Genomic DNA, 13,895 nt, shown 5'->3' with positions numbered 1-13,895 from the left:
CCCAGAATAAAAAGAGTGCAGCTCGCCCAATACGGGCCAGCCTTGGATAGTTTGAGCGTTAAGCCTTACTTGCCCGTCTTGACCTTGGTCCAACTACGGGTCATCAAGCGTTGCACTTTCGGGGGTAGCTCGAAGTTGACAAAAGTCCGGTCGAGAACCGCCTGCGGTGGGTAAACCGCTTCGTCGGTGCGTATCGATTGCTCCATCAGTTTGTCCGCCCCTGGGTTAGGGTTGGCGTAACCGACGTAATCACTGACCTGAGCGATCACCTCAGGTTTCAGCAAATAGTTGATGAAGGCGAGGGCCTCTTTGACGTTGGTGGCATCCTTGGGGATGGCCAGCACGTCGAACCACAAGTTGCCGCCTTCTTTCGGAATCACGTAGGCGATGTTCACGCCCTTGCCCGCCTCGGTCGCACGGGCCTTGGCCTGGAACACATCACCGGAGAAACCGGCCGCCACGCAGATGTTGCCGTTGGCCAGGTCCGAGATGTACTTGGAAGAATGGAAGTAGGTCACGTAAGGACGCACTTTCAGGAGTTTCTCTTCAGCCTTCTTATAGTCTTCAGGGTTGGTGCTGTTGGGGTTCAAGCCCATGTAGTTGAGCACCGCCGGCAACATTTCGTCCGCCGAGTCCATGAACGACACGCCGCAGCTCGCCAGCTTCTTCATGTTTTCCGGCTCGAACAGCACGGCCCAGGAATCGATCTTGTCGACGCCCAGCACTTCTTTGACTTTATCTACGTTGTAACCAATACCGTTGGTGCCCCACAGATACGGCACGGCGTACTGGTTGCCCGGGTCGTTCTTTTCCAGACGCTTGAGCAGCGCCGGGTCGAGGTTGGCGTAATTGGTCAACTGCGACTTGTCGATTTTCTGGAACGCCCCGGCCTTGATCTGCTTGCCAAGGAAGTGGTTCGACGGCACTACCACGTCATACCCGGTACGGCCGGCAAGTAACTTGCCTTCCAGGGTTTCGTTGGAATCAAACACGTCATAGACCGGCTTGATGCCGGTGGCCTTTTCAAAGTTGGCCAGGGTGTCCGGGCCGATGTAGTCCGACCAGTTATAAATATGCACAGTCGGGGCGGCCTGCACGCTGACAGCCAGCGTGATACCTGCACCCACCAGCAAGGCTTTGCGAAATAAAGAAATTGGCAAGTGGAGGTCCTCTTAAATAGTTGGGCCCGAAGTTGTTGCCCGGCAACAAAACCGGCGCGCAACTTACCCTCGATAAACCGATCCGGCAAAACTTTCTGTCATTTAATGGGTAGGAGCGGGCTATGTGGGAGCGGGCTTGCTCGCGAAAGCGGCGTATCAGTTGATACATACGCTAGCTGACACACCGTCTTCGCGAGCAAGCCCGCTCCCACACCAGCCTGCTCCCACAGGTCTTAAGGCTTACTTGCCCGATTTGATTTTGGTCCAGCTGCGGGTCATTTCACGCTGAGTAGCAGCCGGCAAGTCAGCAATGGCATACAGCTTGGCTTGCACGTCCGCTGACGGATAAATGCCTGGGTCGCTGGTGATGTCTTTGTCGACCAATGCGGTAGCCTTCTCGTTACCGTTCGGGAAACGCACGCTGTTGGTGATGCTTGCCATGACTTCCGGCTTGAGCAGGTAGTTCATGAACTTGTAGGCGGCGTCGACGTTCTCGGCATCTTTAGGGATGGCGACCATGTCATAGAAGCTGCCGGCACCTTCTTTCGGAATGTCGTAGGCCACCTTGACCTTGCCACCGGCTTCAGCCGCGCGGGACTTGGCCTGCTGCACGTCACCCGAATAACCAACGGCTACGCAGATGTTGCCGTTGGCCAGGTCGGAGATGTACTTGGACGAGTGGAAGTAACCGATCGAAGGACGCAGCTTGAGGAACAGCGCCTCGGCTTGCTTGAGGTCTTCTTTCTTCTGGGTGTCGGTCGGCAGGCCCAGGTAATGCAGTGCCACCGGCAGCATTTCGGTTGGCGAATCGAGGAAGCTCACACCGCAGCCTTTGAGCTTGGCGAGGTTTTCCGGCTTGAGGATGGTGTCCCACGAGTCGATCTTGTCGATGCCCAGTGCAGCCTTGACCTTCTCCGGGTTGTAGCCGATGCCGATGGAGCCCCACATGTACGGGAAGGCGTGCTTGTTGTCCGGGTCGCTGACGGACACGGCTTTAAGCAGGGATTTGTTCAGGTTGTCGTAGTTCGACAGCTTGGACTTGTCCAGTTCCTGGTAAACGCCGGCCTTGATTTGCTTGGCGAGGAAGTTGTTCGACGGCACGACGATGTCGTAGCCGGACTTGCCTGCCAGCAACTTGGCTTCCAGGGTTTCGTTGGAGTCGAACACGTCATAGACCACCTTGATCCCGGACTCTTTTTCAAAGTTCGCGATGGTGTCCGGTGCGATGTAGTCGGACCAGTTATAAACGTGCAGCACTTTATCGTCGGCGTGCGCCGCGCCTGCCATGGCCCCCATCAGGGACAAGGCCAGGAGGGTCTTGCCAGCGTTCTTCAAACCTAATGCCTTCATTCGGTCATGCTCCAATTTTTTCTTTTTTGGGCCACGTTCGTTCTTTAAGTCCAACGTGTTTCGCAGCCCGTCTAAGGGGCAACAAAACAGGGCGACAGTCTGGCAAGTTCAGGGGCCGGCTTTCAACCAATGCCCCGCTTTTCTAACATCCCAGAAGCAGCGCCCGACAGGCGCTGCGTTCTGAGCCTAGCATTTAGCCCTGCAATGCCGCCAAAGTCAGGTCCAGGCAGTGCCGCGCCTTGGTCACCAACTCGTCTATCTCGGCCTTGCTGATCACCAGCGGTGGCGAAATGATCATGGTGTCGCCCACGGCGCGCATGATCAGGCCATTCTCGAAGCAGAACGTGCGGCAGATCATGCCAACACCACGGCCTTCATAACGCTTGCGCGTTGCCTTGTCCTGAACCAGCTCGATGGCACCGAGCATGCCCACACCGCGAACTTCACCCACCAACGGGTGATCCGCCAGTTCCCTCAAACGCTTTTGCAAATAGGGTGCCGTTTCGTCATGCACGCGCTTAACAATTTGTTCATCGCGCATGATGCGGATGTTTTCCAGGGCCACCGCTGCCGCCACCGGGTGACCGGAATAGGTGAAGCCGTGGTTGAAATCACCGCCTTCGTTCAGCACGGCGACCACTTCGTCGCGCACGATCAGGCCACCCATCGGGATGTAGCCGGAGGTCAGGCCCTTGGCGATGGTCATCATGTCGGGCTTGAGGTCGTAGAAATCGCTACCGAACCACTCACCGGTACGGCCAAAGCCGCAGATCACTTCATCGGCGACGAACAGGATGTCGTACTTGGCGAGGATTTCCTTGATGCGCGGCCAGTAGCTGGCAGGCGGTACGATCACGCCACCGGCACCCTGGATTGGCTCGGCAATAAAGGCGCCGACGTTGTCCACGCCCAGCTCCAGAATCTTCTCTTCCAACTGGTTGGCCGCCCACACGCCGAACTCTTCCGGGCTCATGTCGCCGCCTTCGCCGAACCAGTACGGCTGGGCGATGTGGACGATGCCCGGGATCGGCAAGTCGCCCTGTTCATGCATATACGTCATGCCGCCCAGGCTGGCGCCGGCCACGGTGGAGCCGTGGTAGCCATTCTTGCGGCTGATGATGGTTTTCTTGTTCGGCTGGCCTTTGATCGCCCAGTAGTGGCGGACCATACGCAGCATGGTGTCGTTGCCTTCGGAGCCGGAACCGGTGAAGAACACGTGGTTCATGCCTTGCGGGGCGATATCGGAGATGGCTTTGGCCAGTTCCAGCACCGGCGGGTGGGCAGTCTGGAAGAACAGGTTGTAGTAAGGCAGCTCTTTCATCTGCTTGGCGGCCGCATCAGCCAGTTCATCGCGACCGTAGCCGATCGCCACGCACCACAGGCCGGCCATGCCGTCGAGAATCTTGTTGCCTTCGCTGTCCCACAGGTAAACGCCGTGGGCTTTGGTGATGATCCGTGGGCCTTTCTCTTTCAATTGCTTGAAGTCGCTGAACGGCGCCAGGTGGTGATCGCTGCTCAAGGCTTGCCATTCACGGGTTTGCGGGTTGTTGCTGGACATACCAATCTCCTAAGTGTTTCAGGTGAGGGCGCGCCGTTTGAAGGGCGCGCCCGGCGCATCAGACGGCAAAGAGCAGGAATTCCCGCTCCCACGAACTGATCACGCGCTTGAAGTTTTCATGCTCGGCCCGCTTGACCGCGACGTAGCCTGTGATGAATTTGTGACCCAGGTATTTCTCGATGGTCTTGCTGTTTTCCATGCGTTCCAGGGCGTCTTCGATGGTCAGCGGCAGGCGCAGGTTGCGGCGCTCGTAACCACGGCCCACCACCGGCGCGCTTGGGCTGATGCCTTCGACCATACCGATGTAGCCACACAGCAAGCTGGCAGCAATCGCCAGGTACGGGTTGGCGTCGGCACCCGGCAGGCGGTTTTCCACCCGACGGTTTTGTGGGCCGGCGTCCGGTACCCGCAGGCCTACGGTGCGGTTTTCTTCGCCCCACTCCACGTTGACCGGCGCCGAGGTGTCGGGCAGGAAGCGGCGGAACGAGTTGACGTTAGGCGCGAACAGCGGCAACAACTCAGGGATGAATTTCTGCAGGCCACCTATGTGGTGCAGGAACAGCTCGCTCTTGGTCCCGTCTTCATTGGAGAACACGTTCTTGCCGGTGGCGATGTCGATGATGCTCTGGTGCAGATGCATTGCGCTGCCGGGCTCGCCGGTCATGGGCTTGGCCATAAAGGTGGCCGCCACGTTGTGCTTGAGCGCCGCTTCACGCATGGTCCGCTTGAACACCAGGATCTGGTCGGCCAGGGACAGGGCGTCGCCGTGACGGAAGTTGATTTCCATCTGCGCCGTGCCGTCTTCGTGGATCAGCGTGTCGAGGTCCAGTTCCTGCAGCTCGCACCAGTCGTAGACGTCTTCGAACAACGGGTCGAATTCGTTGGCCGCTTCTATAGAGAAGGACTGGCGGCCGGTTTCCGGGCGACCGGAACGGCCAATCGGCGGTTGCAGCGGGAAGTCCGGGTCTTCGCAGCGCTTGGTCAGGTAGAACTCCATCTCCGGCGCCACGATGGGCTGCCAGCCTTTATCGGCGTAGAGCTTGAGGACTTTCTTGAGCACGTTGCGCGGCGACAGCTCGATCGGGTTGCCTTGCTTGTCGTAGGTGTCGTGGATCACCTGGGCCGTAGGCTCTATGGCCCAGGGCACGAGGTACACCGCGTTCTCGTCCGGGCGGCAGATCATGTCGATGTCGGCCGGGTCGAGCAATTCGTAATAGATGTCGTCTTCGACATAGTCGCCGGTCACGGTCTGCAACAGAACGCTTTCGGGCAGGCGCATGCCTTTTTCGGCGATGAACTTGTTGGTCGGCGAGATCTTGCCCCGGGTGATGCCGGTGAGGTCGCCAATCATGCATTCGACTTCTGTGATCTTGTGGTCTTTCAACCAATCGGTGAGCTGGTCGAGGTTGTTACTCATAAATGCCTCTGGGCTGTGTTTCCTGACATCCATTAAAGGTCAGGCGTAAGTTGACGCAGCATCCGCGTCGCGTTGCATCACCCGCTTTCGACAGGCATTGCCAAATGCCTGGAAGATTGCGAGGTAGTGCGGGTTAGAGCTTACCTGCCATTCGGGGTGCCATTGCACTCCTAAAGCAAAAGCCTTGCCCGCGGGAACCGAAAAGCCTTCGATCAGGCCGTCCGGCGCGGTGGCCTCGACCTGAAAACCCGGCGCCAGGCGATCGATGCCCTGTGAATGAATCGAGTTGACCTGGATCGTCGACGGCAATCCCAGGCTTGCCAATACCCCATTCGGGGAGATGGCCACTGCGTGCGCCGGGCCGTACTGGATGTCCAGCGGCTGGGTGTCGTCTTCGCGGTGATCCATCATGCCCGGCACTTCGTGAACCTTCTGGTGCAGGCTGCCGCCAAACGCCACGTTCATTTCCTGGAAGCCACGGCAAATCCCCAGCACCGGCACGCCTGCCGCAATCGCGGCACGCAACAGCGGTAGCGTGGTTTGGTCCCGTGCAGAATCATGAGCAGTCCCGGGCGCGCTGGCCGGACCGTCGTAGTGAAAGGGTTCGATATTGGAAGGTGAGCCGGTGAAAAGAATGCCGTCCAGACCGTCAAGAATATTGGCCGGGTCGAGCACATCCGCCAGGGACGGAATAATCAACGGCAAGCCCTTGGCAGCGGTGGCCACTGCACGGACGTATTTGTCGCCACTGATGTGATAAGCATGCAGACCGACCTGTTTGGAGCAGGCGGTGACGCCGATTAACGGCAGGCGAGACATGAAGCACCCCGGTATTATTGCTGTTATGGGTTTGAATCGAGCTTAGCCTTGTTCATTTTTTTACACAACACCCCCGTAAAAAATACAACACGGCCCGCTCAAACGTGCTGGTTCCAAGAGCACCAATCCCAAAAAATCGCCCCAAAAAGCCCCAAAAAAGCCCTCAAGGCGCTTTTTTAGGGCAAAAAAGGCCTCGCTTGACTTCGGCATGCCGTTCGGGTTGACTGAAACCCGAAGAGATCAATGATTGATATTTTTAACAACAAAGGTGTTGCATCATGTCGGTACCCCCGCGTGCCGTTCAGCTTAACGAAGCGAACGCGTTCCTTAAGGATCATCCTGAGGTTCTGTACGTAGACCTTCTAATTGCGGATATGAATGGTGTGGTGCGCGGCAAGCGCATCGAACGCACCAGCCTCCACAAGGTTTACGAGAAGGGCATTAACCTGCCTGCCTCTCTATTTGCCTTGGATATCAATGGCTCAACGGTGGAAAGCACCGGCCTGGGTCTGGACATCGGTGATGCTGACCGAATCTGTTATCCAATCCCCGACACCCTGTGCAATGAACCCTGGCAAAAGCGCCCAACCGCGCAACTGCTGATGACCATGCACGAACTCGAAGGTGAACCTTTCTTCGCCGATCCTCGCGAAGTACTCCGCCAAGTTGTAAGCAAATTTGACGACCTCGGTCTGACCATCTGCGCCGCATTCGAGCTGGAGTTCTACCTGATTGACCAGGAGAACGTGAATGGCCGGCCACAACCGCCCCGCTCGCCGATCTCCGGCAAACGCCCGCATTCGACACAGGTCTACCTGATCGACGACCTCGACGAATACGTCGACTGCCTCCAGGACATTCTGGAAGGTGCAAAAGAGCAAGGCATCCCTGCCGACGCCATCGTCAAGGAAAGTGCCCCGGCGCAGTTCGAAGTGAACCTGCACCACGTTGCCGACCCTATAAAGGCCTGCGACTACGCGGTACTGCTCAAGCGCTTGATCAAGAACATCGCCTACGACCATGAGATGGACACCACCTTCATGGCCAAGCCTTACCCGGGCCAGGCAGGCAACGGCTTACACGTACACATTTCGATCCTGGACAAGGACGGCAAGAACATCTTTGCCAGCGAGGATCCCGAGCAGAACGCCGCATTGCGTCACGCGATCGGCGGTGTGCTGGAGACCCTACCCGCCCAAATGGCGTTCCTGTGCCCTAACGTCAACTCCTACCGTCGTTTCGGCGCACAGTTCTACGTGCCGAACTCGCCGTGCTGGGGCCTGGATAACCGCACCGTGGCGATTCGCGTACCGACCGGCTCGTCCGACGCCGTACGTATCGAACACCGTGTGGCCGGTGCCGACGCCAACCCTTACCTGCTGATGGCTTCGGTCCTGGCGGGCGTGCATCACGGCCTGACCAACAAGATCGAGCCTGGCGCACCGGTGGAAGGCAACAGCTACGAGCAGAACGAACAGAGCCTGCCGAACAACCTGCGTGATGCCCTGCGTGAGTTGGACGACAGCGAGGTGATGGCCAAGTACATCGATCCTAAATACATCGATATCTTCGTCGCCTGTAAGGAAAGTGAGCTGGAAGAGTTTGAACACTCCATCTCCGACCTTGAGTACAACTGGTACCTGCATACCGTGTAAGCGGTTGCCGGGTTAAAAAGAACGCCGCAGGCTTTTGGCTTGCGGCGTTTTTTTATGCCTGTCTGTAGGAGCAAGCTTGCTCGCGAAAAACCTGAGGGCGCCGCGTTGATTCAGGATGCCCGCGTCATCGTTTACGACCCTCGCGAGCAAGCTCGCTCCTACATGGTATGGATCACAGGCTGTCTCTCGTACAATGCCCGCTGCCCTGTAGGAGACTTCAATGAATCGCCCTGCCACCCCTCGCAAACCCCGCGCCCGCAGCCAGGCCCGGATCGACGCGATTCTCGACGCCGCCCGCACCTTGCTGGCCGCCGAAGGCGTGGCCAGCCTGTCGATTTACAGCGTGGCCGAGCGGGCACAGATTCCGCCGTCCTCGGTGTACCACTTCTTCGCCAGCGTGCCTGCCTTGCTGGAGGCGCTGACCGCTGACATCCATGCAGCCTTTCGCGCGGCCATTCAGGCGCCGATCGACCACGACTCACTCAAGCATTGGCGCGACCTTTCCTGCGTGGTGGAGCAGCGCATGCTCACCATCTACAGCAACGACGCCGCCGCCCGGCAATTGATCCTGGCCCAGCATGGGTTGACCGAAGTGACACAGGCCGACCGCCAGCACGATCTGGAGTTGGGAAACCTGATGTATGAGGTGTTCAACCGGCACTTCGAGGTGCCGAGCCTGCCCGCCGATGTCGACGTGTTTGCCCTGGCTTTGGAACTGAGCGACCGCGTCTACGCGCGCTCGGTGCATCAGCATGGGCAAATCACCCCGCGCATGGCCGAGGAAGGCATGCGGGTGTTTGATGCGTATGTGGGGCTTTATCTGCCGGCGTTCTTGCCCAAGCGCACACCCAGATGATCATTCCCACGCTCTGCGTGGGAATGGCTCATGGGACGCTCCGCGTCCCGCCAGCCAGCACAAGACTTGAGCCCTGCGCATGGGTGACGCGGAGCGTCACGGGATGCATTCCCACGCAGAGCGTGGGAACGATCACAGCTTGGCGATCGACACCTCGGTGGATTTCACGAAGGCAATCACTTCACTGCCAATCACCAGTTCCAGCTCTTTCACCGAGCGCGTGGTGATCACGGAAGTGACGATGCCGGACGCGGTCTGCACGTCGATTTCCGACAGCACGTCGCCTTCGACGATTTCCTTGATGGTGCCTTTGAACTGGTTACGCACGTTGATGGCTTTAATAGTCATGGTCGTTCTTCCTGTGTAAGACAAGTGAGTTATTGAGCCCAACGCAATTGCGTAGGCAGCGGTGAAACAGGTTCGGGTTCCGGCGGGGTGCCGGGCAGCGACAACACACGGTTAAGCACTTCGGTTTCCAGCGCCGCCAGGCGGTGGGAGCCACGCACCCGCGGGCGTGGGAGTTCCACGTGCAGGTCGAGGCCGATTTCGCCGTCTTCGATCAGGATCACCCGGTCGGCAATGGCCACGGCTTCGCTGACGTCGTGGGTCACCAGCAACACGGTGAAGCCGTGCTTCTGCCAGAGGTTCTCGATCAGTTGCTGCATCTCGATCCGGGTCAGGGCATCCAGGGCCCCCAGCGGTTCGTCCAGCAGCAACAGGCGTGGCTGGTGGATCAAGGCGCGGGCCAGGGCCACGCGTTGCTTCTGGCCACCGGACAACGCCGCCGGCCACTCATTGGCGCGCTCGGCCAGGCCGACCGCTTCCAGCGCTTCCAGTGCCCGCGGGCGCCAGTTGCCCTTGAGGCCAAGGCCCACGTTGTCGATGATCTTTTTCCACGGCAGCAGGCGCGCTTCCTGGAACATCAACCGCGTGTCTTCAATCGCCTCGCTCAGCGGCGCGGAACCGGCGAGCAGTTCGCCGCCGCTGGCTTTGTCCAGGCCGGCCAGCAGGCGCAGCAAGGTACTTTTGCCGCAGCCGCTGCGGCCTACGACCGCCACGAATTGACCGGCAGGAATATGCAGGTCGATTTCCTTGAGCACTTCCCGCGCGCCGAAAGCCTTGCGCAACTTGCGCACTGCCAGGGGAATGCCCCGCAGCAGGCGTGGAGGTTGTTGAGCGGTCATGCCGCACCTCCTTTATTCACTTGATAAGCCGGGTGCCAGCGCAGCCAGACACGTTCCAGGCCACGCGCCGCCAGGTCTGCCAGCTTGCCGAGCACGGCGTACAGCACGATCGCCAGTACCACCACATCGGTCTGCAGGAATTCCCGGGCGTTCATTGCCAGGTAGCCGATGCCGGAACTGGCGGAGATGGTTTCCGCGACGATCAACGTCAGCCACATAAAGCCCAGCGCAAAGCGCACGCCCACCAGAATCGAAGGCAAGGCGCCCGGCAAAATCACTTGGCGAAACAGGCTGAAACCGGACAGGCCATAACTGCGGGCCATTTCCACCAGCGCCGGGTCGACGTTGCGGATGCCGTGGTAAGTGTTGAGGTAAATCGGGAACAGCGTGCCGAGGGCGACCAGGAATATCTTCGCGGTCTCGTCGATGCCGAACCACAGGATCACCAGCGGGATCAGCGCCAGGTGCGGCACGTTGCGGATCATCTGCACCGAGCTGTCCAGCAGGCGTTCACCCCAGGTCGACAGGCCGGTGATAAAGCCCAGGGCCAGGCCGATGCTGCCGCCGATCAAAAAGCCCAGGCCCGCACGCCAGCCGCTGATGGCCAGGTGGGTCCAGATTTCGCCGCTGCGCACCAGGCTGATGCCCGCTTCGATCACCGCGCTGGGTGCCGGCAGAATACGCGTCGACAACCAACCGGCCGACACCGACAACTGCCATACCGCCAGCAACAGGATCGGCAGCGCCCAGGGCGCCAATCGATGACTTAACTTTTCAAGGTTCATGGCGGCGCCTCAGCTCTGGGACGCAGCTTTGGGAAGAATGTCGTTGGCGACCATTTCGCCGAACGGGCTGACGTAGCCGGCGCCTTTCGGCAGCTCGGGACGTTCGATGTCCAGGTGCGGGAACAACAGCTCAGCCACGCGATACGACTCTTCCAGGTGTGGATAACCGGAGAAGATAAAGGTGTCGATGCCCAGGTCAGCGTATTCCTTCACCCGTGCAGCCACGGTCGGCCCATCGCCCACCAAGGCCGTGCCGGCTCCGCCACGTACCAGGCCTACGCCGGCCCACAGGTTGGGGCTGACTTCCAGGTTGTCGCGACTACCGCCGTGCAAGGCGGCCATGCGTTGCTGGCCTACGGAATCAAAACGTGACAACGAGGCCTGGGCGCGGGCGATGGTTTCATCGTCCACGTGGGAGATCAGTTTGTCGGCGGCCTGCCAGGCTTCGGCGTTGGTTTCACGCACGATCACATGCAGGCGAATGCCGAAGCGCAGGGTACGCCCGAGCTTAGCGGCCTTGGCCCGTACCTGTGCGATCTTTTCCGCTACCGCAGCCGGCGGCTCGCCCCAGGTCAGGACCATTTCCACTTGCTCGGCTGCCAGGTCCTGGGCCGCTTCGGAGGAACCCCCGAAATACAGCGGCGGACGCGGTTGCTGGATCGGCGGATAGAGCAACTTGGCGCCTTTGACGCTGATGTGCTTGCCGTCGTAATCGACGGTTTCGCCTTCCAGTACGCGGCGCCAGATGCGGGTGAATTCCACCGACGCCTGGTAACGCTCTTCATGGCTCAGGAACAACCCGTCGCCGGCCAATTCATCCGGGTCTCCACCGGTTACCAGGTTGAACAACGCCCGGCCACCGGACAGACGATCCAGGGTCGCTGCCTGACGCGCCGCCACCGTCGGGGAAATGATCCCGGGGCGCAGCGCGACAAGGAATTTCAAGCGTTGGGTCACCGGGATCAGCGACGCTGCCACCAGCCACGAGTCTTCGCACGAACGGCCGGTGGGGATCAGCACCCCGCCGAAGCCGAGGCGGTCTGCCGCTTGGGCTACTTGCTGCAAGTAACCGTGATCAACGGCGCGAGCGCCTTCGGCGGTGCCAAGGTAATGGCCGTCGCCGTGGGTAGGCAGGAACCAGAAAATATTGAGGCTCATGGAGTTGTCTCCTGAAGAAGTCGGATTACGGCGCTTTGGCAACGGCGGCGGGTGGCGTCCAGATCACGTCCTTGATGTTCAAGGGTTTGGGGATCAATTTGAGTTGGTAGAAGCTGTCGGCGATTTTCTGCTGCGCGGCGACCACTTCCGGGGTCAGGAACAGCGCGCCGTAGCCCTGGCGTTTCACCGAGGTCAGGGTGATGTCGGCCGGCAAGCCCAGCAGCGGTGCAACTTGTTCAGTGACTTGCTCCGGGTTGGCCTTGGACCATTCGCCCACCGCGCGCACTTCTTCCACCAGCGCCTTGATCACCTCAGGGTGTTTTTCGGCGTAAGGCTTGGTGGCCAGGTAAAACTGATGGTTGTCGGCGATGCCGGTGCCGTCACGCAGGGTGCGGGCTTGCAGTTGTTTCTCGGCGGCCGCCTGATACGGGTCCCAGATCACCCAGGCATCGACGCTGCCGCGCTCGAACGCGGCGCGGGCATCGGCGGGCGGCAGGAAGACGGTCTGCACGTCGGTGTATTTCAGGCCGGCATCTTCCAGGGCACGCACCAGCAGGTAGTGCACGTTGGAGCCCTTATTGAGGACGACTTTCTTGCCCTTGAGGTCTTGCACCGATTTGATCGGCGAGTCTTTCGGTACGAGGATCGCTTCGCTGGTCGGCGCTGGTGGTTCATAGGCGACGTAGAGCAAATCGGCACCGGCGGCCTGGGCGAACACCGGTGGCGTCTCACCCGTCACGCCGAAGTCGATGGAACCGACGTTCAATCCTTCCAGCAGCTGCGGGCCACCGGGAAACTCGGTCCACTGCACTTGCACGCCCTGCTCGGCCAGGCGTTTTTCCAACGAGCCCTTGGCCTTGAGCAGCACCAGGGTGCCGTACTTCTGATAGCCGATCCGCAGGGTCTCGGCGGCTTGAGCTTGAACGATGGCACCGAAGGACACAGCCGCAGCAAACAGTGCGACCAGACCACGACGCAAGATGACAGTGCGCATGGCGCTCTCTCCAAAATACGATGAGGGGGTTGGCTGCACCTGCTTGGCCGTTGGCGGCTGAGTAAGGTGAGTAGTACTTGTTGAATCCAGGTAAAGCTGGGTGAGGCTTAAATGCTCCAGCGAGCACTCAACAAACGTTCATTCAACACATTGGGGTCAAGGGGTTTCGGGCGGCGGGCCATGGCGCTGTAGAAGGTTTCCAGGGCCTCGCTCAAACGTTGTTCCAGCACCGGCACCAGTTGCGCCTGGGCACTGCCTTCGCCGTAAGCAATCTGGCTGTCTTCGGCGAAAATCCCGTGGAGCAATTCCTGGGCTTTCAGGGCCGACAGCACCGGCTTCAAGGCGTAGTCCACCGCGAGCATGTGGGCGATGCTGCCGCCGGTGGCCATCGGCAATACCACTTTGTGGGCCAGGGCGCGTTCGGGCAGCAGGTCAAGGATGGTTTTCAGCGCGCCGGAAAACGAAGCCTTGTACACCGGCGTGGCGATCACCAGGCCATCGGCATTTGCCACTTGCTGCAGCAGGTCGATGATTTTCGGGCTGTCGAACCGCGCGTGCAGCAAGTCTTCGGCCGGGAAGTCCCGTATCTGATAACTCACCACTTCCACGCCTTGTTGCTGCAACCAGTTGCGGGTGTGATCCAGCAAGACCCCGGACCGGGAACGTTGGCTGGGGCTACCACCAAGTGTTACGACCAGCATGTAGGCAATTCCTTTGGAAAGTGTCGGCGGTTCGCTATGTGGCGATGGCGCCAAGATGGGACAGACCATATCAGCCAATTTATATATCTATAAATCTTATTTTTTCATTTGTTTATTCTTTAAATGCATATGCGGCTGACTAAATTCCAGGCATAAAAAAAGGCCGTCGAAACGGCCTTAAAACCCCTGCTGTGTGAGACTTGAAATGCGATCAAGTGTGGGAGCGGGCTTGCTCGCGAAAGCGGTGTGTCATTCAAA

Annotated in this window: 13 protein-coding genes; 2 read left to right on the top strand and 11 right to left on the bottom strand. The window is 59.4% G+C overall.

Going from position 1 to position 13,895, the window contains the following annotated elements; all coding sequences use genetic code 11:
- Window positions 1–65: 65 nt before the first annotated feature.
- The 5 genes from ACUN0G_RS14645 to ACUN0G_RS14625 form a co-directional block, all read right to left on the bottom strand.
- Window positions 66–1,160 carry a polyamine ABC transporter substrate-binding protein gene (locus tag ACUN0G_RS14645; RefSeq protein ID WP_258342715.1) on the bottom strand — a complete coding sequence of 365 codons (1,095 nt, stop codon included), beginning with the start codon at window positions 1,158–1,160 and terminating at the stop codon, window positions 66–68.
- 240 nt (window positions 1,161–1,400) lie between these two features.
- Window positions 1,401–2,495, bottom strand: a complete 1,095-nt coding sequence (locus tag ACUN0G_RS14640) for a polyamine ABC transporter substrate-binding protein (RefSeq protein WP_275712421.1) — start codon at window positions 2,493–2,495, stop codon at window positions 1,401–1,403.
- Between the two features lie 208 nt (window positions 2,496–2,703).
- Window positions 2,704–4,068: an aspartate aminotransferase family protein gene (locus ACUN0G_RS14635; protein WP_093203921.1), complete on the bottom strand. Its 1,365-nt coding sequence runs from the start codon at window positions 4,066–4,068 to the stop codon at window positions 2,704–2,706.
- Between the two features lie 58 nt (window positions 4,069–4,126).
- Window positions 4,127–5,485: a glutamine synthetase family protein gene (locus ACUN0G_RS14630; RefSeq protein WP_010167850.1), complete on the bottom strand. Its 1,359-nt coding sequence runs from the start codon at window positions 5,483–5,485 to the stop codon at window positions 4,127–4,129.
- A gap of 39 nt (window positions 5,486–5,524) precedes the next feature.
- Window positions 5,525–6,304 carry a gamma-glutamyl-gamma-aminobutyrate hydrolase family protein gene (locus ACUN0G_RS14625; protein WP_093203916.1) on the bottom strand — a complete coding sequence of 260 codons (780 nt, stop codon included), beginning with the start codon at window positions 6,302–6,304 and terminating at the stop codon, window positions 5,525–5,527.
- 278 nt (window positions 6,305–6,582) lie between these two features.
- Here ACUN0G_RS14625 and ACUN0G_RS14620 point away from each other — a divergent pair, with 278 nt between their 5' ends.
- A complete protein-coding gene (locus ACUN0G_RS14620; protein ID WP_003213894.1) occupies window positions 6,583–7,959 on the top strand; it encodes a glutamine synthetase family protein in 1,377 nt (458 codons plus the stop codon).
- A 220-nt stretch (window positions 7,960–8,179) separates the two neighbouring features.
- Window positions 8,180–8,815 carry a TetR/AcrR family transcriptional regulator gene (locus tag ACUN0G_RS14615; protein ID WP_445573716.1) on the top strand — a complete coding sequence of 212 codons (636 nt, stop codon included), beginning with the start codon at window positions 8,180–8,182 and terminating at the stop codon, window positions 8,813–8,815.
- A gap of 132 nt (window positions 8,816–8,947) precedes the next feature.
- Here ACUN0G_RS14615 and ACUN0G_RS14610 read toward each other — a convergent pair whose 3' ends face one another.
- From ACUN0G_RS14610 to ssuE, 6 genes are all read right to left on the bottom strand, one after another.
- Entirely contained in the window at window positions 8,948–9,163 is a 216-nt protein-coding gene (locus ACUN0G_RS14610; RefSeq protein ID WP_003213899.1) for a TOBE domain-containing protein, read from the bottom strand.
- A 29-nt stretch (window positions 9,164–9,192) separates the two neighbouring features.
- Window positions 9,193–9,999, bottom strand: coding sequence for an aliphatic sulfonates ABC transporter ATP-binding protein (gene ssuB / locus ACUN0G_RS14605; RefSeq protein ID WP_258342723.1), 807 nt, complete (start codon window positions 9,997–9,999; stop codon window positions 9,193–9,195).
- Entirely contained in the window at window positions 9,996–10,784 is a 789-nt protein-coding gene (gene ssuC / locus ACUN0G_RS14600) for an aliphatic sulfonate ABC transporter permease SsuC (RefSeq protein ID WP_275963892.1), read from the bottom strand. Before ssuC ends, ssuB begins: the two co-directional genes overlap by 4 nt.
- 9 nt (window positions 10,785–10,793) lie before the next feature.
- Window positions 10,794–11,942 (bottom strand): FMNH2-dependent alkanesulfonate monooxygenase, encoded by a 1,149-nt coding sequence (gene ssuD / locus ACUN0G_RS14595; protein ID WP_445573715.1) that lies wholly within the window; start codon window positions 11,940–11,942, stop codon window positions 10,794–10,796.
- A 25-nt stretch (window positions 11,943–11,967) separates the two neighbouring features.
- Entirely contained in the window at window positions 11,968–12,936 is a 969-nt protein-coding gene (locus ACUN0G_RS14590) for a sulfonate ABC transporter substrate-binding protein (protein WP_010167860.1), read from the bottom strand.
- Window positions 12,937–13,043: 107 nt separating this feature from the next.
- Window positions 13,044–13,637 carry an NADPH-dependent FMN reductase gene (gene ssuE / locus ACUN0G_RS14585; protein WP_017476595.1) on the bottom strand — a complete coding sequence of 198 codons (594 nt, stop codon included), beginning with the start codon at window positions 13,635–13,637 and terminating at the stop codon, window positions 13,044–13,046.
- Window positions 13,638–13,895 lie beyond the last annotated feature (258 nt).

This window comes from Pseudomonas sp. 32A (assembly GCF_052682255.1).
This window is presented reverse-complemented; position numbering and strand designations above follow the sequence as displayed.

Bases quoted from the DNA above. Each gene is read 5' to 3' on its own strand.
- ACUN0G_RS14635 (WP_093203921.1), bottom strand. From the start codon at position 4,068: ATGTCCAGCAACAACCCGCAAACCCGTGAATGGCAAGCCTTGAGCAGC.
- ACUN0G_RS14630 (WP_010167850.1), bottom strand. From the start codon at position 5,485: ATGAGTAACAACCTCGACCAGCTCACCGATTGGTTGAAAGACCACAAG.
- ACUN0G_RS14625 (WP_093203916.1), bottom strand. From the start codon at position 6,304: ATGTCTCGCCTGCCGTTAATCGGCGTCACCGCCTGCTCCAAACAGGTC.
- ACUN0G_RS14620 (WP_003213894.1), top strand. From the start codon at position 6,583: ATGTCGGTACCCCCGCGTGCCGTTCAGCTTAACGAAGCGAACGCGTTC.
- ACUN0G_RS14615 (WP_445573716.1), top strand. From the start codon at position 8,180: ATGAATCGCCCTGCCACCCCTCGCAAACCCCGCGCCCGCAGCCAGGCC.
- ACUN0G_RS14610 (WP_003213899.1), bottom strand. From the start codon at position 9,163: ATGACTATTAAAGCCATCAACGTGCGTAACCAGTTCAAAGGCACCATC.
- ssuB (WP_258342723.1), bottom strand. From the start codon at position 9,999: ATGACCGCTCAACAACCTCCACGCCTGCTGCGGGGCATTCCCCTGGCA.
- ssuC (WP_275963892.1), bottom strand. From the start codon at position 10,784: ATGAACCTTGAAAAGTTAAGTCATCGATTGGCGCCCTGGGCGCTGCCG.
- ssuD (WP_445573715.1), bottom strand. From the start codon at position 11,942: ATGAGCCTCAATATTTTCTGGTTCCTGCCTACCCACGGCGACGGCCAT.
- ACUN0G_RS14590 (WP_010167860.1), bottom strand. From the start codon at position 12,936: ATGCGCACTGTCATCTTGCGTCGTGGTCTGGTCGCACTGTTTGCTGCG.
- ssuE (WP_017476595.1), bottom strand. From the start codon at position 13,637: ATGCTGGTCGTAACACTTGGTGGTAGCCCCAGCCAACGTTCCCGGTCC.